This is a genomic window from Endobacterium panacihumi, from assembly GCF_050847465.1.
Lineage (GTDB): Bacteria > Pseudomonadota > Alphaproteobacteria > Rhizobiales > Rhizobiaceae > Neorhizobium > Neorhizobium panacihumi.
This window is the reverse complement of the sequence record NZ_JBOZRA010000006.1, coordinates 59,010-79,316: the sequence shown is the minus strand read 5'-3', so window position 1 is coordinate 79,316 and position 20,307 is coordinate 59,010. Positions and strand designations below refer to the sequence as shown.

Genomic DNA, 20,307 nt, shown 5'->3' with positions numbered 1-20,307 from the left:
ACCGCGAAATATATTCCGCATTGCGAATATTGCACCGCGGGATGCGTCTGTTTTTTAAGCAGAATGATACCAATATTGCAGTGCAATAGGTGGTTATTTGATCAGTCCTACGCGTAGCGCTTTTGCCACAGCCTGCGTGCGATTGACGGTATCCAGTTTCTTGGTGGCGCGGTTGAGGTAATGATTGACCGTGTGTTCGGAGAGGCCGAGGATTCCGGCTATCTCGCTGCTGGTCTTGCCGGCGGCTGTCCAGTTGAGGCAATCGAGTTCGCGGTCACTCAGTTGTTCAGTCACCTTGACATCGAGACTGCGGATATCGGACAGGCGCTCGAACACGTGGATGGAGACATACATCAGCTCCATCATCTGCTGTTTCGAAAAGGCCGGGCCGTCCCCGATGATCGAGACGACGCCGCGATTTCCAGAAATGTCATGCACCGGAAAATACCCGCCCCGCACCAGATTGAAGCGGTCGAACATGCTTTTGGCGACAGCATTGCCGCTGCCCTTGATGACCTGATCGAGGTCATAGGCGAACGGTGCCGATGTGCGCCGCAGTTTGCGCAGCAGCGTGCTGTTGGCCAGCATCTTCGCCTGATCGAACGCGGTTAAAAGTTCGGCAGGCCAATTGGTGATGATGGTATTGCCGGCCAGTTCAGTGGCTGTGGCGGAAGGCAGGTTCATCACCATGAATGCCCGCTGTCGATAGGTCTCCGTCAGCCGCTTCATGAAGCGGAAGACATCAAACTGTGTTTTCAGCGCAGGAATTTCGGCAATATCGACACCCCCGGCTGCGGCTGCGCCTAGATTTTCCATATCGACTTGTCTCATTTTTCGTCTTTTCGCCTTCGCATGGCCAGATAAAAACTCCGGCCAGACCCCAAGCGCCCCCATTCGACTTTCGGTCAGCTCGTCACGAAACGATAATCACTCTCTTCGCAATACGAGCGACAATGATGATACATGATTAGATTTGCAAACATTACTTACAGTTTCTCCGTAAAATTACGGGGAATTTACTGCGCATGCCCGTGCCTCGGCCCCAGTCCCGCGCCAACATCGCGCGCGATCGCTTCCGCCGCCTTGAGAAGCGGGACCGACCAGGCGTCCAGAATGCCGTCGCCCACACGGTAAGCCGGCGCGGTGACGGAGAGACCGGCAAGAATGTCCTGTTCAGGCACGTGGATCGAGGCAGCCACACAGCGGATGCCCTGTTGATGCTCCTCCAGATCATAGGCAAAACCGCGCTCTCTTATCCTGCCGAGATCGACAAGCAGAGACGTGAGACTGGCGTGGGTGGTGTCGGTGAAGCGTTCGAACGAGACGCCTTCAAGACGCCCCCGTACCTGTTCATCCGCAAGCATGGCAAGCGCCGCCTTGCCGACGCCGGTGCAATAGGCCGGCGAGGCATTGCCGATCAGCGAATGCATGCGCACCGCCTGTCGCGCCTCGACCTTGTCGAGATAGATCACATCGGCACCGCGCAACAGCGCCAGATGCACGGTTTCACCGGTGGCGTCATGCAGCACCTGCAGATGCGGTGCCGCCAGCTGCCGGAATTCGTTGCGCGACCAGGCCCGCGCGGCAAACCGAAGCAGGCGCAGGCCCGGCACATAGGCACCGTCATGATCGAGCTCGATCAGCCCCTCTTCCACCAGATGCCGCAACTGGCGGTGCAGCGTGCCGCGTGGCTGTGCGGAAGCGTTGAGAATATCGGTGAAGCGCAAGGGCTCAGGCGCATCCGCCACCATCTCGACAAGCGACATCGCCTTGCCGAGCGTGCCTGTATCGCGTGCCGAAGCTGCATTTTCGTGAGTTTGCCCCGCCATGTCGTGCCGCTTTGTCGCCCCTTGCCGCCTTGACAATTTTCCCTGCATAGCGAAGTTATTCCAAATAATCAAACACTGTTCCATATATCGGAACAATCATATCGATGTGCTCTGTGGAGGAGACAGTGCCGGCAGTGTCCGCCCATCACCCCGATCTTGCCGGCCGCGGCGTGCTGATCACCGGCGGAGGCACCGGCATCGGTGCGGCACTGACTTCGGCCTTTGCCGCGCAGGGTTCTCGCGTGGCCTTCATCGACATTGCCGTGGCGGAAAGCCGGGCGCTGGCGGAGAAACTGTCGGCGACGTCGCAGCATCCGGTGAATTTCATTGAGGCCGATCTGTCTGACGTGGCAGCGGCGCAGACTGCGGTGAACGAGGCGGCAAACCTGCTCGGGCGGCTGGATGTGCTGATCAACAATGCCGCGCGCGACGACCGGCAGGATCTGGATACGGTCAGCGATGCCGACTGGGATGACAGCCTGGCGGTGAACCTGAAGCCGGTCTTCTTCGTGTCTCAGGCGGCAGTGCCTTATCTGCGCCAGCAGGGCGGCGGCGCGATCGTCAACTTTTCGTCGATCGCCTTCATGCTCAACATGGGTGAACTGCCCGCCTATGCGACCGCCAAGGCCGGCATTCTGGGTCTGACCAAAAGCCTTGCCGGAAAGCTGGGGCCTGACAATATCCGCGTCAACGCCATCCTGCCCGGCATGATCGTGACGGAAAGACAGAAGCGGCTGTGGCTGACGGACCAGTCGATTGCCGCAATGATCGAGCGGCAGTGCCTGAAGCGCATGCTGGTGGCCGACGATCTGGCGGGACCAACCCTGTTTCTGGCGTCATCGGCATCGGCTGCCATGACCGCCCAGTGGATTATTGTTGACGGAGGAATTTTGTGACGACATCTCCCGCTTATGCCGCAGTGGACTGGGGCACCAGCAGTTTTCGCCTGTGGCTGATCGATGCCGAGGGCAATATACTTGGCGAACGCCGCAGCGGCGAAGGCATGACCACGGCTGCAAAAACCGGCTTTTCCGATATCCTGGAAGGCCATCTCGACGCTCTTGTCGCGCCCGAAAATCTGCCGGTGATCATCTGCGGCATGGCCGGTGCGCGGCAGGGCTGGGTGGAAGCAGGATATGTCGATGTGCCGGCCGCCCTGCCGGACGTGCTGACGGCGGCGGCCATCGTGCCCGATCAGAAGCGCGATATCCGCATCCTTCCCGGCATCGCCCAGCGCGGTGGCGCACCGGATGTGATGCGCGGCGAGGAAACCCAGTTGCTGGGTGCCCGCGATGAAAGCGTGACCAGTGAGCAGCTTTTCTGCATGCCCGGCACGCATTCGAAATGGGTGCGGTTGAGTGGCGAGACCGTCACCGGCTTTGCCAGTTTCATGACCGGCGAACTTTTTGACGTGATCTCGAAAAACTCGATCCTGAGCCACGCGGTGAAGGATGCCGGAGATTTCGACGGCAGCCACCCGGTGTTTCTGGCGGCGATCAAAACGGCATTCGACCACCCGGCGCGCGCCACCAATCTGGTCTTTACCGTGCGTTCCGGCCAGTTGCTGGACGGGCTGGATGCGACCGGTGCAGCGGCCCGCCTCTCCGGCACACTGATCGGCGCGGAAATCGCCGGCGGCATGGCGGATGGCTGGCAGCGCAAGACGCTCGACGCACCGATCCGGCTGATCGCTTCCGGCCGCCTGCTAAACCTTTACGAGGCAGCCTTCGATGCGCTGAACCTTCCCTACAACACGATCGATGCCGACGAGGCGGTGCGCCGCGGCCTTTCACAGGCGGCGAGAACCGTTTTTGGCGGCAACAGTTAAGGACATGACCATGACCCGTATTCCCTTCCCGCACATGCAGCGCCCGCTGGTGGCAATCCTGCGCGGCCTGAAACCGACCGAAGCGGTGGCCGTTGTCGGCACGCTGATCGAGACCGGTTTTACCGCCATCGAAATCCCGCTCAATTCCCCTGATCCGTTCCGCTCCATCGAGATGGCAGCGAAAATTGCACCGGCAGATGTGCTGATCGGCGCCGGAACCGTGCTGACAGTAGAGCAGGTGAATTCGCTTGAAGCGGCGGGTGGCAGGCTGATGGTGAGCCCGAATGTGGAGCCGGCCGTGATCGAAACCGCAGCCGCCAAGGGCATGGTGACCCTGCCCGGCGTCTTCACCGCGACGGAAGCGCTGGCCGCAGCCCGCGCCGGTGCCACGGGGCTGAAATTTTTCCCCGCAAGCGTTCTCGGTCCGTCCGGCATCAACGCCATCCGCGCGGTGCTGCCGCCGGAACTGGTGATCGCGGCCGTGGGCGGCGTATCCGACGCCAATTTCGGCGAATATGTCGATGCCGGCATTCTGGCCTTCGGCCTCGGTTCCAGCCTCTACAAGCCGGGCATGACGGCGGAAGAGGTGGGCGAACGCGCCCGCCTGACCATCACCGCCTACGATGCGGCCATCGCGGCGAAAAAGGGAGGCTGAGGCATGACGGCGCAAAACATCCCTTTCAAGGGTTCGGTGCTTTCCTCCGCCACCAGCGAGCTTGGCGAAGGGCCGACCTTCGATCCTCATACGGGAAAAGCCTGGTGGTTCAACATCGTCGGCCAGGAACTGCATGAGCTGGACACGGCCAGCGGCGAGACCCGCGTTCACCTCCTGCCCTTCATGGGCAGCGTTCTCGCCCGTATCGATGCCGGACGACAGTTGATCGCCTCCGACAAGGGCCTGTTCATTCGCGATACGGTGAGCGGCGAGTTTGCGCATTATGTGGATCTGGAGGCCGACAAACCGGGCAACCGTTCCAATGACGGCCGCGTCCATCAATCCGGCGCGTTGTGGATCGGCACGATGGGCCGCAAGGCGGAAGACGGCGCAGGCGCGATCTACCATGTCGCCAGGGGCAAGGTGACAAAGCTGTTCGACAGGATCAGCATCACCAATGCCATCTGCTTTTCGCCGGATGGCGCGACCGGTTATTTCGTCGATACGAAGGTCAACCGGCTGATGCAGGTGGCACTCGATGCCGCAACCGGCCTGCCGACCGGCGAGCCTTCCGTGCTGATAGACAACAATGGCAAGCCCGGCGGCATGGATGGCGCGGTCTGCGATGCCGAAGGAAAGATCTGGAATGCGCGGTGGGGTTCGGGCGTTGTGGACAGCTATGCGCCGGATGGCACCCTGCTTGCCCGCTACGAGGTGCCGGTCAAACAGCCGAGCTGCCCGGCCTTTTTCGGTCAGAATGCCGACCGTCTGCTGACCACATCCGCATGGCAGGGCATGGACGAAAATGCGCGCAGGACAGACCTGAAGGCAGGCAATCTCGTCGACCTCGGCATCAGCGTCAAAGGCCGTTTCGAGCCGGATTATCTACTTTAGAGACCTCTACTTAAAGTAGATACGATCGAAGGTACCGAACTTGCGGAGTGATGAATTGTTCCGCAATTTTTCGCCTATTTTTTAGTCATTAAAATCGGAACCAATCCTGCTCTCCGGCCATTCTCCTGTCGATCCGGCAAGGCGATTTCATCAGATGCGCCTCGCCACCCAAGAGAGAAAGGCAGGTTTGATATGAGCAAGATCCTAAGCACGATGGCAGCCGCAGCCCTGATGGCATCCACCGCGATTGCTCCGGCATTCGCCCAGACCACGGCACCGGCACCGGCAGCTCCCGCCGAACAGTCGGCACCGGCCGACACGATGGCAAAGCCGGCAATGCCTTCCGGCACTTCGGCTGATGCGGGTGCCGCTTCCGGCACCTATCTGACTGAACAGGCTGCCACCCAGGTCGCCGCCAGCGATTACATGGGCAAGTCAATTTATAACGCCGAAGACAAGAGCATCGGCGATGTGAACGACCTGATCCTGGAAGAAAACGGCGGTGTTGTCGCAGCCGTGGTTGGTGTCGGCGGCTTCCTCGGCATCGGCGAAAAGAATGTCGCCATTCCGATGGACAAGCTGACGGTGACGCGTGAGGAAAACAGCGTACGCCTGACCACGACCGAAACAGCCGAAGCGCTTCAATCGGCCCCGAAATTCATGACGCTGGCCGAACAGCAGAGCGCAGCACAGTCGGGCACGGATGCGACGACCACGTCGTCGACGACGGCTCCGGCAACCCCGGCGGCTCCGGGCGCAGCTCCGGCCGATGACGCCACTACCCCGGCAACGCCCGCCAAGCCGTAATGGCTTGATCGGCTGGACCGAGGGACCCGTCATAGGTCCAATTCAAAGGGCGTTGCTTCGGCATCGCCCTTTTTTCGGCTTCCCACTCCATCCATGTTCGAGCGTGGCGATTTGAAAACGTGGGCACCCTGTCTCCGTCATTCCTGTGCTCGTCACAGGAATCCAGCCGACGCGCGTCTGCGCGGCGAGGGACTCCTTTCAGCCCAAGGACTTGGGCTGGCTGGATCCCGGCTCAAGGCCGGGATGACGCTGGAGAGGTTTTCCTGCATCCACCCTGACAGCGGACGACGCATGGCGACACGAGCCACGCCCCTCACAGCAACGAGCACATCCGCAACGCATCGTAGATTGCTGCATGAATATTGCGGCTCGACACAGCGTCACCGATACGGATCAGGTCGAACCCCGCCTCCGGCACGGTCTGAGGTAATGGTGCGCGCCGTTCGATCAGCGCCGGATAATCGACCGCGCCGAGATTGCGCGACAGCGGTTTCAGCGCCCGGTAAAGTTCGTCATTGGCCATGGTGCCGTGTTCGGCGACCACCTGCGCCACGCGCCGCTCCACCCGAACAGCGGGCGCAAAATCCGACGACAGCACCGCCACCAGCACATTGCCGTCGCGCCGCACCGCATGAAGCCGGGTGTTGATCGTCACCCGCACGTTCTTTTCTGCAAAGATACGAGCATAAGGCACATGGTTCATGCCGCCCATTTCCGGCGCAAAAAACCGTTCGGGCGACACCACTTCCAGCTCCGAACCGGCACGAGCAATCACTTCCGCAGCACTCATGCCCTGATGGCCGCCATTGTCATCGAACAGAAGCACGGTTTCGGCCGGTTTGACGGCACCGGCGAGAATGTCCCAGCTGGAGGTCAAAAGCTCTTCGCCCGCCTCGATCTCCGGGAACTGCGCCATGCCGCCGGTTGCGACAATGATAAGATCGGCCCCGAGCGCCAACACATCCTCGGCCTCGGCATAGGTATCGTAAGCGATGGTCACGCCCAGCCGCTCCAATTCGGCAAGCCGCCAGTCGATGATGCCGACCATTTCGCGACGGCGCGGGTTGCGGGTCAACAGATTGACCTGACCACCCGCCTCTCCCGTCGCCTCCAGCACGGTGACGGCATGGCCACGTTCGGCGAGAACGCGGGCCGCCTCCAGCCCGGCCGGACCGGCGCCGATGACCACGGCCTTTCGCTGCTTCGCCGCCTTGTCGATCCGGTGCGGCATGATTGCCTCGCGACCGGTGGCGGCATTGTGGATACAGAGCGCCTCGCCACCCTCATAAATCCGATCGAGACAGTAGGTGGCGCCGACACAGGGGCGGATGCGGCTTTCCTCTCCCGCCATCACCTTGGCGACGATATGCGGATCGGCGATATGGGCGCGGGTCATGCCGACCATGTCGAGTTTTCCCTCGGCAATGGCATGGCGGGCGGTGGCGACATCGGCGATGCGGGCGGCGTGAAAGACGGGGAATTTTGTGGCGGCCCGCACCTCGCCGGCAAAATCCAGATGCGGCGAGGCCGGCATGCCCTGAATGGGAATGACCTCGTTCAGCGCCGCATCGTGTTCCAAATGTCCACGGATGAGATTGAGGAAATCGATCTTTCCCGTGTCCACAAGACATCGGGCGATTGCCAAACCTTCTTCCTTGGAAAGACCCTTGTCCCAGTCCTCATCGGCCACCATGCGGATGCCGACGATGAAATCCGGGCCGACCACCTTGCGCACCGCATCGATGATCAGGTGCGTAAAGCGCAGCCGGTTTTCCAATGAGCCGCCATATTCGTCCTCCCGCCTGTTGGTGGCCGGAGACCAGAAATGGTCGGTGAGGTGGCCATAGGCTTCCAGTTCGATGCCATCGAGACCCGCTGCCTGCATGCGTTGTGCCGCATCGGCATAGTCGGAGACGATACGGGCAATATCCCAGTCTTCGATCTCCTTCGGGAAGGATCGATGCGCCGGTTCGCGGATAGGTGACGGGGCGAGCACCGGCAGCCAGTCGCCCTTGTTCCAGTTGGTGCGGCGGCCGAGGTGGGTGAGTTGGATCATCACGGCGGTGCCGAACTCATGACAGTCGTCGGCGAGTTTCTTCATCCACGGCACGATCTCGTCGCGATAGGCATGCAGATTGCCGAAGGCGGGCGGGCTGTCGCGCGAGACGATGGCGGAACCGGCGGTCATGGTGAGCGCGATGCCGCCCTTGGCCTTTTCGCGGTGATAAAGCCGATACCGATCGGTCGGCATGCCGCCTTCGGAATAGGCCGGCTCATGGGCGGTGGACATGACCCGGTTCCGGAGGGTCAGATGTTTCAGCTGAAAGGGTTGAAGCAGCGGATCGTTGGACACGAATTTGGACAAGGCCATGCCATTCTCCCCTCACCGTCACGGATCAAGGGATAATCACGGACAGGCGTGGATATGGCGAGCGTCACCAGCGGCGCGCACTGTTCTCACAGCGTCAGATTGTGATGGAAGGGCAAAACGTTGATCATCGCTGGACGATTGCACGCCGATTGTTATCCGTCAGATGATCGATACCGGCAGTTATCGGCCGTCGATCAGTTCACGCTGAATGCGAAGCAACAACCTCTCCACATCCTCTGCATAGTCAACAGCACTGCGGTTCGCGGGAACATCGACCGGGAAAACTTCCGCCAAATCGCCGTCAGCCCTGACCGCATCTATCCAATCCTGCATGACCTCGACATAGGATTCCAGTGCCGTCACCGGATTGGGAGAACAATCCGCCCCAGGAAATTCCGGCGGCATTCCTGTCCAGAGATAGGCGTGCGGCAAACCGGCATATGTTGCATTGGCAACCGCGCTTGTATCCACTTTCTGATCGTTCCATTTGGGATAAGGCCATTTCTGACCCACCACGATCCAATGATACTCCGGGATTTGATTATAGGGTTCGATGCGAAAGAGGAAAACGCCGCAGAGACCTCCAACGGTCAGGCCATGCCAGCATCCACGATGCGTTTTCATCCATCTAAGGGAGTTCGTGTAATCGTAAGCAATAGGCAGAAGACGACCTTCCTCGGAGCCATCCTCAAGAAGACTGCTCCATTCGCCAATCTCGCGAACGCTCTCGAACCCTATTTCAGACGGCTTAGTCATTCGGTGGCTTCACTGAAATTTTGGGCGCACCGAAGGAAAACATTATTGGACATTGCCCCCATATGATTGCCCTTGGACCGTATCAGGCGGTGATGCGTTCGATGCGGGCGAATTCGCGGTAATGCGCTTCGAGATATCTGAGCGTCGCCATGCTGTCGGCCGGTTTGCCGTAATAATAACCCTGCCCCATGCCGCAGCCGAGGCCTTTCAGTTTTTCCGCCTCGGTCAGTTCCTCGATGCCTTCCGCCACAACCTGCAGATCCAACCCATCACACATGGCGACGATCGCCTTGATGATGTGTTCGGAGGCGCGATCGGTGGTGATGCGCGACACGAAGGCGCGATCGATCTTGACCTTGTCGAAGGTGAAATCGCGAAGGCGGCCGAGGCTGGACTGGCCGGTGCCGAAATCGTCGAGCGAGATGCGCACGCCGGCCTGTCTAAGCTCGGTGATGATGCGATGTGCGGTATCGGCCGAGGTCATCACCGCCGTCTCGGTGATTTCCAGTTCGACGCGGTTGGGATCGAGACCGACGCGGGCAAGGGTCTGCAGCATGGTCTGCGCCGTGCCGGGGTCCATCAGCTGCGCCGAGGACAGATTGAAGGAGAGAAACAGTTCGCGCGGCCATGACAGGGCCGCTTCCGCCGCCTTGCGCAGCAGCGTTTCCGACAGCGCATCGATGAAACCGCGCTCTTCTGCGAGCGGCACGAAGGCGGCCGGAGAGACGAAACCGAGATCGGGATCGATCCAGCGGGCGAGCGCCTCGAAACCGAGGACAGCACCATCGCGCAGGCGTACGATCGGCTGGAAATGGACATCCACCGCATCGGCGATGATGGCATTGCGCAGCGCCTGTTCCAGCTGCGTTGCGCGCTTCATCTCCTGGGCGATTTCCTGGGAATAGACAGTGATCTGGCCACGGCCGCGACGTTTGGAGCGGTAAAGCGCGGTTTCGGCGCTTTTCAAAAGGTCCTCGAACTCCTCGCCGGCAAAGGGATAAACGGCAAAACCGAAGGAGGAGGACAGGCGCACATTGCGGTCGCCGAGATCGTAAGGGGCTGACAGCACATCCTTGATCATCTGGCCGATGCGCTCGGCACCATTCTTTTCGAACACAAGCGGGAAAACGAAAGCGAATTCGTCGCCGTCATGGCGGGTGACGGTGGCGCCATCGGGAATACAGGCTTTCAGGCGATGGCCGACCTGACAGAGGATCTCGTCGCCCGCCTCGGCACCGAACAGATCGTTGATCGGTTTGAAACCGTCAAGATTGGCAATGCAGATGGCAAAGGGGGCGGGATCGTCGGCACGTTCAGCCGCCAGCATGCGCACCTTGTCGCGCAGCCGGTAGCGGTTACCAAGCCCCGTCAGCGGATCGCTATAGGCCATGGCCTGCAGTTCATTCTGGCTGACCTGAGGCAACTGGGCGCCTGCCAATTTCATTTCATGATCCCGTATCACCTTTAGGCAGACACGAGGATGAAACGAAAAGATTAAGAAAACTTCAGCGTGCGATTGCACACGTGATCAAAGAGACAGGATCTTCGACTTTTCCTGGTCGCAACCCAGACCGAACGCCCTGAAAACGGTTTCGACGGCATCGCTGCTGACCGGCTTGATGATGACGGCATCCATGCCGGCCTGCTGGCACTGTTCACGATCGTTTTCGAATGCCGGTTGCAATACGCCGATAATGGCGGTGTCACCGGTTTCGCCTTCCAGCTCACGGATGCGGCGGGTGGCGTCCAGACCGTTCAGTTTCGGCAGCGTGATATCCATCAATACAGCGCGTGGACGCTGTTCCTGCCAGATACGCACCGCCTCCTCGCCATCGACGGCAATCGCGTAACGATGGCCAAGCCCTTCGAGGATCTGCGAAAAGACGATCTGGTTGACGGCATTGTCCTCGGCCACCAGAACATCGATCTGCGGTTTGTCGGAAATCTGCCAGTCACCGGCTTCCGGCAGCGGCTCTTGCTGCAGTTCGATGTCGCGCGCCGCCTGTTTTTCGCCGAGATGGCGCTCGATGGCACCGATCATGTCGCCGCGGATCTGGAAAGGTTCGAGCGCCAGAACGTCGATATCATACCGGCCGGCGGTCTCGATGCAGCGGATGTCCATGGCGCTGTCGACCAGCACGAGATCGATGCCGACCTTGGCCTCGGCGGCGATATCAAGAAAGATGTCCAGCTCCGCCGGGTTCGCCACCTGCGAACAATCGACACCCGCCTCGAGCAGGCTCGCCAGCGCGAAAGCGGCCAGTTCGTCATTGCCGGTCGCGACCAGGATCTTGGCATTGTCGGGGAGGTGCACAACGGCCGGCGGCGAACGACGGCCGCTGGCATAGGATGAAATCACACCCGCTTCGGAGAAATCGAGGCTGGGTGCGGCTTCTGTCGGCGGCGGCGAAAACTCCGCTTCGGCCAGCGCCGAAATATCCTGAATGACAGCCACGACAAAATACCGGCCCGGCTTGCCTATGCGGTAACGGCTGGTGACGATCGATGCCTCGCGGCCATCGGCGCGGATCATCTGTTCCGGCGTGACGATGGCTATGCCGGTTTCCATCACCTGGCGGGCGGTATCGTCCAGCCGTTCAACGAGATCGGATTTGTGCAGATCCGACAGGCGGCGGCCGAGAATGGCGGCGGCCGGCAGGCCGTAAAGATCGCAGGCCGCCTTGTTGACGGCGACGAACTGGAAATTGCGGTCCTTGACAAGAATCGGCACCGGCAGATTGTCGAGAATATCCTCGGTGACCTGCACGCGTTCCATATCGGCGCGCCACTGGTCCTCGCGTTTCTTGGTTTCCGAAACGTCGCGGATGATGCAGACGCCATAACCGGAAGACAGGCGGCGTTTGGTATAGGAAATCCAGCGTTCCGGCCCGAAGCGTTCCAGCGTTTCGGATCGCTCCTTCCACAGCGCGGCGATCTGCTCGGCGACCCAGTCGTCGCGGCGCAGTGGCGACCGGTGCGGCCTTGCCAGCCCGTCGCGGCCGGAAAGCCTGCCGGCGTCGTGGATCAGGCCGAAAAAATCGCGCATGCGGCTGCGCGGTGCCGGCATGATGGAGGGGAAAAAATTGCGCAGTTGCGGGCTGGCGAAAACGATCAGGTCGTCGCGGTCATACACCAGGAACGCCCCCGAAATGGCTTCGGAAACGACATCCAACATGGCGGATTGAATGTTTGCGTCCTCGGACGTCAAATCATTCATCAAACGACTCCTGCACCCCACATGGCGACCCGGCGAAAACCGGACCGCGGAACCTGTCGATCGTCTCACACCTTGTCTTGACGCCCGGCAATCACGATCTTAGACGATCGGTGATCGGCGTTTCCGGCTTGGCACCCGATGGCTCAACAGGCCATGGGGAAGAGATCGGCAGGTTTGATTACCCGCCGCAGATGTAGCGCTTTTGTCTTAAAGTCGAATTAATCGTCGCAATCAGGCCAGCGCGGTCTGCTTGCCCCTATGCAGCCACCAGCGAATCCGGGAAAATGGCGCCATGCCAGTCAAACTTCTTTCAGAAACGCTGATCAACCAGATCGCCGCCGGCGAGGTGATCGAACGTCCCGCCAGTGCCGCCAAGGAGCTGATCGAAAACGCCATCGACGCCGGCGCCACCCGCATCGAGATCGCCACCGCCGGTGGCGGCAAGAGCCTGATGCGCATCACCGACAACGGGTCCGGCATGAATGCGGCCGATCTGGAACTGGCCGTGCGCCGTCACTGCACCTCCAAGATCGACGTTCATCTCGACGATATCCGCACGCTCGGTTTTCGCGGCGAGGCGCTGCCGTCGATCGGTTCGGTGGCACGGCTGACGATTACCAGCCGCCAGCAGGGGGCGTCGGAAGGGTATGAGGTCAGCGTTGTCGGCGGCAAGACATCCGCCGTCAAACCGGCAGCGGCCAATGCCGGCACGGTGGTCGAGGTGCGCGACATCTTTTTCGCCACCCCTGCCCGCCTGAAGTTTCTCAAAACCGAAAAGGCCGAGGCCGGCGCGATCACCGAAGTGGTCAAACGCATGGCGATTGCCTTCCCCAAGGTGCGGTTTGTACTCTCCGGTCCCGACCGCTCAACGCTGGAACTGCCGGCCACCGGGGACGATCATCTGGCCCGCATGGCGCAGATTTTGGGCGCAGAGTTCAAGGACAATGCGATCGAGATCGATGCGGCGCGCGAAGATGTGACGCTGACCGGTTTTGCCGGCGTGCCGACCTTCAACCGCGGCAATTCCGGCCACCAATACATGTTCGTCAACGGCCGCCCGGTGCAGGACAAGCTGCTTTTATCCGCCATCCGTGGCGCCTATGCCGAAACCATTCCGTCCGGGCGTTATCCGATCGCGGTGCTCTCCATCGGGCTCGACCCGGCGCTGGTGGATGTCAATGTGCATCCGGCCAAGTCCGACGTGCGCTTTCGCGATCCGGGCCTTGTGCGCGGGCTGATCGTCGGGGCGATAAGGCAGGCCTTGGCAAGGGAAGGTGACCGGGCGGCAACGACAGGGGCAAGCGGATTGCTCAGAGCATTCCGGCCGGAAACGCCGGGTGGCTATCAGCCGCAAGGTTTTACGGGGCAAACGGACGGCGGTTCCGCCGGCCATGGTGGCTCCGCTATGGGCACCTCTGGCATGAGTGGCTCCGGCAGTGGTTTCGGCGGCGGCTGGTCAGCCTCGCGGCATGCCTCCGCGCCCAGTCAGCCCTGGAATGCTGCCACCTCGCCGTCACGGCCGTTCCAGCAGACAGGGTTTGCCGAAAGGCAGACCGGTTTCGAGACGATGACCATGCCGAGCGCGCGGGCCGAACGGTTTGATGCGGCCGTAGTGGCGGATGAACCGGTGCGGCATCGCCTTGGTGCGGCGCGGGCGCAGTTGCATGAAAATTATATCGTCGCACAGACGGAAAATGGCCTCGTCATCGTCGACCAGCACGCGGCACATGAACGGCTGGTCTTCGAGGCAATGCGCAAGGCGCTGGATGCCGACCGCCTGCCCTCGCAGGTTCTGTTGATTCCCGAGATCATCGACCTGCAGGAGGAGGATTGCGACCGGCTGATGGTGCATGCCGATGCGCTCGACCGGCTGGGGCTTGCCATTGAGCGATTCGGCCCCGGTGCGATCGCCGTGCGCGAAACGCCGGCCATGCTGGGCGAGGTCGATGCCTCCGACCTGATCCGCGACCTTGCCGACGAGGTGGCGGAATGGAACACGGCGGGTGGGCTGAAGGGCCGGCTGGAACATGTGGCGGCGACCATGGCCTGCCATGGCTCGGTGCGCTCGGGCAGAAGGCTGAAGCCGGAGGAGATGAATGCGCTGTTGCGGGAAATGGAAGCGACACCGGGATCGGGCCAGTGCAACCATGGCCGCCCGACCTATATTGAACTGAAGCTGACGGATATCGAAAGGTTGTTCGGGCGCAGTTGAACTGGCTTGAAAGCGAAGGTCAGCGCGTGCCGGCTTCACCATCCCGCGGATTCATGCCTGCGCTTTCGACAATTTGCAGCAGGCGTCGATGCAGTTCGATGTCGCTGTCATATTCCCGAATGATCAGCTCGCTTCCTATTTCGAAGAGGTAGATCGGCTCCATCGCGGAATTGTCGATGATGACGGCTTCATCGGCAAGTTTCAGTGCCACCGGCAAATTTTGCAGGGAATTTTCATATCTCCTGACAACATCGGTATCTGGAATGTGGTGGCCGCCTGTCCTCACCCGGAAGTGCACTCGATCAAGATTGCGTTGCCAGGTATCAAGGATCACATAAATCAGGCCCACAGCAAAACCGGCTTGCCGGGCACGCCGCATGACACGAAGCGAATGCTGGCTGCTCAATGTCGTTTCGAATGCAAAATCGCGCCTTGCCGTAATATGCCGATTGACCTGTTCGATAGCCATACGGCCAGCCTTGACCCGATAGCTGGAAGTATCGAGGGTCGCCACGTCATGGGATCTGAGATTTAAGGCGATCTGGTCGGCATTGATGAACACACCAGGAACATCATTTTGCATCTTGTCGTAGATGGCGGATTTACCCGACCCGTTTGGCCCCGCGAAGATGGTGCATTGGGGCTTTCGCATGGCGCACTAGATTTTCCGTTTGGCGCGAACATTGCCCGATTGCAGATCATGACCGGAATTTTTGTTGTCGTCAGTGCCACGCATAACCTGCTCAGCATGGCCATGTTGTCGCTTGTCATCAGCCCAGGACGGATCCAAGCCGATCTGCCGACCTTTTTCGACAGCGTCTCGTCCGATTTCCCTGATCGCGTCCCTGTTCTTTCGGAATTGATCGAGCAACATGTGAGCCTCCGGCAATGAACTGCCATTGATCAACTTGGGTATCCCTCGTCATCTATACCAGTCCAGCTTGTTTACGGCGAGGTTCGATGCTGCGAAAAAATGGTCCATTTCCACGACCTGCGACGATGGCATCAACACTCCCCTTCCCATCCCCTCACCTTCGCGGTAATCACCACACATGATTTTCGGATCAAAGATTTTCGGCAGGAGACCCAGGATGAACCGTTTTGAAGGCGCGAGCTTCCGCGAGGCAAAACTTCGCTATCTCGACGGCGACTACCAGATCGTCACCTCCGGTTCCTTCGTGATCTGCGCCATGACCGGCGCCAATATCCCGCTCGACGAGTTGCGTTACTGGAGCGTGGCGCGGCAGGAACCCTATGCCGATTGCGCGGCCTCGCTGGAAGCCGACAAACGTGCCGGCATTCTGCCCAACCAGAAACGCGCCTGATCTTCTGATCTTTCTTATTTCGCCTTCAGCAGACGCTGGCGGCAATTGGCAATCGCCGCATCGATGATGTGATCCGGCGCATGTGGATCGTCGAACACCATGTCGATCTCCACCACCGTGGTCTTTTCCGCCAGTTCCTGCGCCTTGCCGGGATGACCGGCCAGCCGCACCGCATCCTTGGAGGTGGTGACCGGCAGCAGATCCTGTTTCGCCGCATCTTTCAGAAGATCGTCGATCTCGTCCTCGGTAAAATAATGATGATCCGGGAAGGCGCGACGCTCGACGATGGCGGCACCGAGGCTTGTCAGTGTGCGGTAGAATTTTTCCGGATCGGCAATGCCGACATAGGCGAACACATGCCGGTTGACCAATGACGGATCGGGACGCGGCACCACCGAGGCGACGTGGATCTGCTTGCCGGCGCGTGCCGCCTGCCGGACCAGCGCATCGGCGGCCGGCCCATTGCCGACCTTGAGGATGGCGGACAGTTGATGCATCTGTTCGGAGATCGGCGCACGCACCGGGCCTCCGGGCACGAGATGGCCGTTGCCGATGCCGCGATTGCTGTCGATGACGACAAGCGCGAAATCCAGCTCCAGCCGCGCACTCTGGAAACCGTCATCCATGATGATCAGGTCGGCGCCTTCCGAGACCAGCCTTTTCGCGCCATCCACACGGCGGCGGGAAATCACCGTCATCGCCTCGCGGGCCAGAAGCAGTGCCTCGTCGCCGACCGCATCGGCGCGGTGATGATGCGGATCAACGACCGTCACCACATCGAGCGAGCCGCCATATCCACGGCTGAGGAAACCGGGTTTCAGGCCACGGGCGATGGCCGCGCGGGCAATGGCGATGGCGGTCGGGGTCTTTCCGGCGCCGCCAACAGTGAAATTGCCGATGCAGATGACCGGAATGGGAACGTGGCCGCGTTTCGCCTTGCGCATGCGGCTACCGGCAATGCGGCCGTAAAGGAAGGAAATCGGGGACAGCCCCCAGGCGCGCCAGTCGGCCTTTGTCCACCAGAAGGGCGGCGCTTCGGAAACCATTTTCGTCTCTGCTCTTGTCTATCTGCGGCTAAAAACGGCAGAACAGCCGAAAAGGCAAGGTATTACGGCAAAAGACCTTCAATCAGGGTAATATCCGCAAGCACAAGATCGGCGAGCGGCGACAAGGTTTCCGCCGTGCCGGTGCCGGTCAGCACCGCGATCTTGAGGCCCGCGCCTGCAGAAATGCCGACATGCATATCATGTTTGTTGTCGCCGACCATGGCGACCTCACTCGGCTGCACGCCGACCGAACGGGCGAAGGCAAGCAGCATGCCCGGCTCGGGCTTGACGCCGTGGCCCGTGTCATAACCGGTGACAAAATCGAGATGCCTTGCGAAATCGAAACGCTCGGCCGTGGCGCGAATGGCGGCCTCGTTGTCGCTCGAGGCGACGCCGAGCTTCAAACCTCGTGCCTTCAGCCGACCGAAATAACCGGCAAGATCGGCGGCCGGCACGGAATAATCGGCGGCGCGCAGGAAAAGCGCGTCGAGTTTTTGCGTCAGGTCTTCCGCATCGAGCGGCGAGCCGGCGGCAACGAGGCCACGGGCGATATCGGCGGCGCTGCCGGCCGCAAACAGGCTGTCGGCGCGGGTGTGGCCGGACACATCATCCATGCCACCGACATCAAGCAGGCGGGCTTCGAGTGCGGCATTGCCATTGGCAGCGATGCGGGCCGCCTCGCGGTTGACCGGCCCCCAGCTCTCATCATAACGCAGAAGCGTGCCGTCCTTGTCGAACAGGATGGCCTTGATCGCTGAAAAATCGGGATCGACCATTATTGGGCTGCGGTTTTGGGATGCAGCGCCGCGGAAACCGCCAGCGGGTTGATATAGGGCTCCAGCGCCTTGACGGTGGCCGACAGCGCCCCGCGCATGTCCTGAATAGCTTCCTGGCCGGCATCAATCATGTTGCGGCGGGCAATATCGTTGGTCAAAAGGTAATGCACGGCCTTGGCCAGCATTTCGGTATCGCGGATCATGCGCGCACCACCCTTGCGGATGAGCTGCTGATAGGTTTCCCGGAAATTCTGGACATTGCTGCCGGAGAGAACCGCGCAGCCCAGCATGGCTGACTCGATCGGGTTCTGGCCGCCTTCGGCCGTCAATGAGCGGCCGACGAAGGAGACTTCTGTGAGGCGCAGATACATGCCCATCTCGCCGATGCTGTCGCCGAGAAAAATATCGGTATCCGGCGTGACGACGTCATTGCGCGAGCGGCGGGCGACCTTCAGCCCCTGCTCGACAAGCATGGCTTCAATCTCATCGCCACGCTCGGGATGGCGCGGCACGATGATGGTCAGCTGGTTGTTGCGCGGCTTGAGCGCCCGGTGAACGGTGGCGGCGGCCGTTTCCTCGCCGGCGAAGGTGCAGATGGCGGCCCAGGTCTTGCGATTGCCGATCTGCGCCAGATAGGCATCAACGACAGCCGGATCGGCCGGCGGCGGATCGGTATCGCCCTTCAGATTGCCGGAAACCGTGACCGGCCAGGCGCCGAGATCGCGGAACCGTTCCGCATCGACATCCGAACGGGCAACAACAAGCGCCATCTTGCCGAACAGCTGCTCGGCAATGCCGCCAAAGCCCTTCCAGCGATCGAAGGAGCGATCGGAAATGCGGGCATTGACGCGGATCTGCGGGATGTGACGACGATTGAGTTCGGCGATCGTGGTCGGCCAGATTTCGGATTCAGCGGTAATGGCCACATCCGGACGCCAGTAATTGACGAAACGCTTGACGGCGAACTTGACGTCGAGCGGCACATATTGATGGATGACCTCGTTGCCGAGGCGGTTTTCAACGAGCGCTGCTGATGTAACGGTGCCGGTGGTGAGCAGAACATGGATGCCGCGCCGGCCGAATTCGCGGATCAGCGGAATGACGGCGAGCGTTTCGCCCACACTTGCGGCATGAACCCACACAAGCGGGCCGAACGGACGCGGCTGGCTGGCATAACCGAAACGTTCCAGACGGCGCTGGCGGTCTTCCTTGCCCTTGACAGTGCGGTAGGCGAGATAACCGCCGGTAAATGGATATGCAAGAATACCAACAACGCGGTATCCGGTCAAAGCAACGCGCGCCAAGCCTTTGCTCATCGCATCATCCCCTGATCCTTCACCATCGATGTCAATAGCCCTACCCCTAGCATATATTGCTTATAGCGTCCGCGTTCTGCTTCACAAATACGTCAAAAAAAGGGGTAGCTGCCGTATGCGAACCGATAACCACAAGGCCCGGTTCCCGCGACAACGGCAACCTTTAGAGACCCGTTGCCTTCGGATCGAGCAGGCGGTGCATATGCACGATGAAATAACGCATATGCGCATTATCGACGGTCTGCTGCGCCTTGGACTTCCAGGCCGTGAGGGCAGAGGCATAATCCGGGAAGATGCCGACGATATCGAGTTCCGACAGATCGCGGAACTGCACGTCGGTCAGGTCGGACAGTTCACCTCCGAAAACGAGGTGCAGAAGCTGTTTCTTTTCGGTGGTTCCGGTCATGTCAATCTCTCAAGGACGTGTGGGGCAACAGGCCTGCCTTATTTGGCTGTCATTGAGGGATTCCCCCCCAAAGGTCAACCCGAATGGGCTTGACGCAGCAGGCTTTTGATAACTGATTCGCCGCCGGCAAAGAGCGTTGCATGCTTCACGGTTTCGCGATTGTAAACGAGACGCGCACCATCGGTTTCCACAAGGCTGCCACCTGCCCGAGAAAGGATCAGGTCGGCTGCGGCCAGATCCCAGTCATGCGAGTTGCGCGCCACCAGCGTTCCATCAATGCGGCCATCCGCGACCATGGCCAGCCGGTAGGCCAGCGACGGAACATGTTTTACACGGCTCAGGAGCTTGCGGTATTCCGGCTCGAACTTGTTGACCATCTCGGCGGAGGCGGCAATGTTCAGGACATCATCCGGGCGGTGATCGGCGACCGATATGACCTCGCCATTTTTCAGTGCCGGACCATCGATGACGGCAAAAAATTCTTCAGCCAGCGCCGGGGCGAACAATACGCCCGCCACCGGAGAGCCGCGATGCACCACCGCGACGCTGACACACCAGTTGGTGGCGCCGTTGATGAAACCGCGCGTGCCATCGATGGGATCGACCACGAAGACGGTCTCGGCGGCAAGGCGTGCCGGATCATCGTCGTTTTCCTCCGACAGCCAACCGTAGTCGGGCCGGGCTGTCCTCAATAGGCTCAGCAGGCGATCATTGGCGGCAAAATCTGCGGCGCTGACGGGCGACTGGCCCTCGTTCTTCCACCAGACTTCCGGCGACTGGCCGAAGAAACCGAGCGCGACCTCTCCCGCCTGCCTTGCGGCATCACGGATGAGATCGAGGTCCTTTTGCCAGCGGTCGCTTTCCATCAT

At 60.5% G+C, this 20,307-nt stretch carries 20 protein-coding genes; 8 read left to right on the top strand and 12 right to left on the bottom strand.

Annotated elements, in window-relative coordinates; translation table 11 throughout:
- Nucleotides 1-93: 93 nt before the first annotated feature.
- Nucleotides 94-831, bottom strand: a complete 738-nt coding sequence (locus ACRQ1B_RS22115; protein WP_432296253.1) for a helix-turn-helix transcriptional regulator — start codon at nucleotides 829-831, stop codon at nucleotides 94-96.
- 185 nt (nucleotides 832-1,016) lie between these two features.
- Nucleotides 1,017-1,829, bottom strand: a complete 813-nt coding sequence (locus ACRQ1B_RS22110) for an IclR family transcriptional regulator (RefSeq protein WP_432296252.1) — start codon at nucleotides 1,827-1,829, stop codon at nucleotides 1,017-1,019.
- Nucleotides 1,830-1,954: 125 nt separating this feature from the next.
- Here ACRQ1B_RS22110 and ACRQ1B_RS22105 point away from each other — a divergent pair, with 125 nt between their 5' ends.
- The 5 genes from ACRQ1B_RS22105 (at nucleotide 1,955) to ACRQ1B_RS22085 (ending at nucleotide 6,013) form a co-directional block, all read left to right on the top strand.
- Complete coding sequence (locus tag ACRQ1B_RS22105) at nucleotides 1,955-2,725, top strand: SDR family NAD(P)-dependent oxidoreductase (protein ID WP_432296251.1); 771 nt, start codon at nucleotides 1,955-1,957, stop codon at nucleotides 2,723-2,725.
- Entirely contained in the window at nucleotides 2,722-3,657 is a 936-nt protein-coding gene (locus ACRQ1B_RS22100; RefSeq protein ID WP_432296250.1) for a 2-dehydro-3-deoxygalactonokinase, read from the top strand. Before ACRQ1B_RS22105 ends, ACRQ1B_RS22100 begins: the two co-directional genes overlap by 4 nt.
- A 10-nt stretch (nucleotides 3,658-3,667) precedes the next feature.
- On the top strand, nucleotides 3,668-4,312 hold the full coding sequence (locus ACRQ1B_RS22095; protein ID WP_432296249.1) for a 2-dehydro-3-deoxy-6-phosphogalactonate aldolase: 645 nt from the start codon (nucleotides 3,668-3,670) through the stop codon (nucleotides 4,310-4,312).
- Nucleotides 4,313-4,315: 3 nt separating this feature from the next.
- Entirely contained in the window at nucleotides 4,316-5,206 is an 891-nt protein-coding gene (locus tag ACRQ1B_RS22090) for an SMP-30/gluconolactonase/LRE family protein (protein WP_432296248.1), read from the top strand.
- Nucleotides 5,207-5,398: 192 nt separating this feature from the next.
- Nucleotides 5,399-6,013 (top strand): PRC-barrel domain-containing protein, encoded by a 615-nt coding sequence (locus ACRQ1B_RS22085; protein WP_432296247.1) that lies wholly within the window; start codon nucleotides 5,399-5,401, stop codon nucleotides 6,011-6,013.
- A 313-nt stretch (nucleotides 6,014-6,326) separates the two neighbouring features.
- On the opposite strand, the gene ACRQ1B_RS22080 is transcribed toward ACRQ1B_RS22085, so the two are convergent.
- From ACRQ1B_RS22080 to ACRQ1B_RS22065, 4 genes are all read right to left on the bottom strand, one after another.
- Nucleotides 6,327-8,384 (bottom strand): oxidoreductase, encoded by a 2,058-nt coding sequence (locus tag ACRQ1B_RS22080; protein WP_432296246.1) that lies wholly within the window; start codon nucleotides 8,382-8,384, stop codon nucleotides 6,327-6,329.
- Between the two features lie 180 nt (nucleotides 8,385-8,564).
- The gene (locus tag ACRQ1B_RS22075; protein WP_432296245.1) at nucleotides 8,565-9,140 is read right to left on the bottom strand and encodes a hypothetical protein; all 576 of its coding nucleotides are present in this window, start codon (nucleotides 9,138-9,140) and stop codon (nucleotides 8,565-8,567) included.
- Nucleotides 9,141-9,222: 82 nt separating this feature from the next.
- Nucleotides 9,223-10,584, bottom strand: a complete 1,362-nt coding sequence (locus ACRQ1B_RS22070; RefSeq protein WP_432296244.1) for a putative bifunctional diguanylate cyclase/phosphodiesterase — start codon at nucleotides 10,582-10,584, stop codon at nucleotides 9,223-9,225.
- Between the two features lie 84 nt (nucleotides 10,585-10,668).
- Nucleotides 10,669-12,357, bottom strand: a complete 1,689-nt coding sequence (locus ACRQ1B_RS22065) for a response regulator (RefSeq protein WP_432296242.1) — start codon at nucleotides 12,355-12,357, stop codon at nucleotides 10,669-10,671.
- Between the two features lie 292 nt (nucleotides 12,358-12,649).
- Here ACRQ1B_RS22065 and mutL point away from each other — a divergent pair, with 292 nt between their 5' ends.
- A complete protein-coding gene (gene mutL, locus ACRQ1B_RS22060; RefSeq protein WP_432296241.1) occupies nucleotides 12,650-14,569 on the top strand; it encodes a DNA mismatch repair endonuclease MutL in 1,920 nt (639 codons plus the stop codon).
- A 19-nt stretch (nucleotides 14,570-14,588) separates the two neighbouring features.
- Here the strand turns inward: mutL and ACRQ1B_RS22055 are convergent, their stop codons facing one another.
- Nucleotides 14,589-15,221 (bottom strand): ATPase, encoded by a 633-nt coding sequence (locus ACRQ1B_RS22055; protein ID WP_432296239.1) that lies wholly within the window; start codon nucleotides 15,219-15,221, stop codon nucleotides 14,589-14,591.
- On the opposite strand from ACRQ1B_RS22055, the gene ACRQ1B_RS22050 reads away from it, so the two are divergent.
- Both ACRQ1B_RS22050 and ACRQ1B_RS22045 read left to right on the top strand, forming a co-directional pair.
- The gene (locus ACRQ1B_RS22050; protein ID WP_432296237.1) at nucleotides 15,207-15,461 is read left to right on the top strand and encodes a hypothetical protein; all 255 of its coding nucleotides are present in this window, start codon (nucleotides 15,207-15,209) and stop codon (nucleotides 15,459-15,461) included. The genes ACRQ1B_RS22055 and ACRQ1B_RS22050 overlap by 15 nt on opposite strands.
- Nucleotides 15,462-15,660: 199 nt before the next feature.
- Entirely contained in the window at nucleotides 15,661-15,894 is a 234-nt protein-coding gene (locus ACRQ1B_RS22045) for a DUF2093 domain-containing protein (RefSeq protein WP_432296236.1), read from the top strand.
- Between the two features lie 14 nt (nucleotides 15,895-15,908).
- Here the strand turns inward: ACRQ1B_RS22045 and lpxK are convergent, their stop codons facing one another.
- The 5 genes from lpxK to ACRQ1B_RS22020 all read right to left on the bottom strand — a co-directional run bounded on the left by lpxK (nucleotide 15,909) and on the right by ACRQ1B_RS22020 (nucleotide 20,307).
- Nucleotides 15,909-16,940, bottom strand: a complete 1,032-nt coding sequence (gene lpxK / locus ACRQ1B_RS22040; protein ID WP_432296234.1) for a tetraacyldisaccharide 4'-kinase — start codon at nucleotides 16,938-16,940, stop codon at nucleotides 15,909-15,911.
- A 62-nt stretch (nucleotides 16,941-17,002) separates the two neighbouring features.
- Nucleotides 17,003-17,716: an HAD family hydrolase gene (locus ACRQ1B_RS22035; protein ID WP_432296233.1), complete on the bottom strand. Its 714-nt coding sequence runs from the start codon at nucleotides 17,714-17,716 to the stop codon at nucleotides 17,003-17,005.
- Complete coding sequence (waaA, locus tag ACRQ1B_RS22030; RefSeq protein ID WP_432296231.1) at nucleotides 17,716-19,032, bottom strand: lipid IV(A) 3-deoxy-D-manno-octulosonic acid transferase; 1,317 nt, start codon at nucleotides 19,030-19,032, stop codon at nucleotides 17,716-17,718. The genes ACRQ1B_RS22035 and waaA overlap by 1 nt, the downstream gene beginning before the upstream one ends.
- A gap of 163 nt (nucleotides 19,033-19,195) precedes the next feature.
- A complete protein-coding gene (locus ACRQ1B_RS22025; protein WP_432296229.1) occupies nucleotides 19,196-19,438 on the bottom strand; it encodes a DUF4170 domain-containing protein in 243 nt (80 codons plus the stop codon).
- 74 nt (nucleotides 19,439-19,512) lie between these two features.
- Nucleotides 19,513-20,307 (bottom strand): 3'(2'),5'-bisphosphate nucleotidase CysQ, encoded by a 795-nt coding sequence (locus ACRQ1B_RS22020; RefSeq protein WP_432296227.1) that lies wholly within the window; start codon nucleotides 20,305-20,307, stop codon nucleotides 19,513-19,515.

Bases quoted from the DNA above. Each gene is read 5' to 3' on its own strand.
- ACRQ1B_RS22115 (WP_432296253.1), bottom strand. From the start codon at position 831: ATGAGACAAGTCGATATGGAAAATCTAGGCGCAGCCGCAGCCGGGGGT.
- ACRQ1B_RS22110 (WP_432296252.1), bottom strand. From the start codon at position 1,829: ATGGCGGGGCAAACTCACGAAAATGCAGCTTCGGCACGCGATACAGGC.
- ACRQ1B_RS22095 (WP_432296249.1), top strand. From the start codon at position 3,668: ATGACCCGTATTCCCTTCCCGCACATGCAGCGCCCGCTGGTGGCAATC.
- ACRQ1B_RS22090 (WP_432296248.1), top strand. From the start codon at position 4,316: ATGACGGCGCAAAACATCCCTTTCAAGGGTTCGGTGCTTTCCTCCGCC.
- ACRQ1B_RS22085 (WP_432296247.1), top strand. From the start codon at position 5,399: ATGAGCAAGATCCTAAGCACGATGGCAGCCGCAGCCCTGATGGCATCC.
- ACRQ1B_RS22080 (WP_432296246.1), bottom strand. From the start codon at position 8,384: ATGGCCTTGTCCAAATTCGTGTCCAACGATCCGCTGCTTCAACCCTTT.
- ACRQ1B_RS22075 (WP_432296245.1), bottom strand. From the start codon at position 9,140: ATGACTAAGCCGTCTGAAATAGGGTTCGAGAGCGTTCGCGAGATTGGC.
- ACRQ1B_RS22070 (WP_432296244.1), bottom strand. From the start codon at position 10,584: ATGAAATTGGCAGGCGCCCAGTTGCCTCAGGTCAGCCAGAATGAACTG.
- ACRQ1B_RS22065 (WP_432296242.1), bottom strand. From the start codon at position 12,357: ATGAATGATTTGACGTCCGAGGACGCAAACATTCAATCCGCCATGTTG.
- mutL (WP_432296241.1), top strand. From the start codon at position 12,650: ATGCCAGTCAAACTTCTTTCAGAAACGCTGATCAACCAGATCGCCGCC.
- ACRQ1B_RS22055 (WP_432296239.1), bottom strand. From the start codon at position 15,221: ATGCGAAAGCCCCAATGCACCATCTTCGCGGGGCCAAACGGGTCGGGT.
- ACRQ1B_RS22045 (WP_432296236.1), top strand. From the start codon at position 15,661: ATGAACCGTTTTGAAGGCGCGAGCTTCCGCGAGGCAAAACTTCGCTAT.
- lpxK (WP_432296234.1), bottom strand. From the start codon at position 16,940: ATGGTTTCCGAAGCGCCGCCCTTCTGGTGGACAAAGGCCGACTGGCGC.
- ACRQ1B_RS22035 (WP_432296233.1), bottom strand. From the start codon at position 17,716: ATGGTCGATCCCGATTTTTCAGCGATCAAGGCCATCCTGTTCGACAAG.
- waaA (WP_432296231.1), bottom strand. From the start codon at position 19,032: ATGAGCAAAGGCTTGGCGCGCGTTGCTTTGACCGGATACCGCGTTGTT.
- ACRQ1B_RS22025 (WP_432296229.1), bottom strand. From the start codon at position 19,438: ATGACCGGAACCACCGAAAAGAAACAGCTTCTGCACCTCGTTTTCGGA.
- ACRQ1B_RS22020 (WP_432296227.1), bottom strand. From the start codon at position 20,307: ATGATGGAAAGCGACCGCTGGCAAAAGGACCTCGATCTCATCCGTGAT.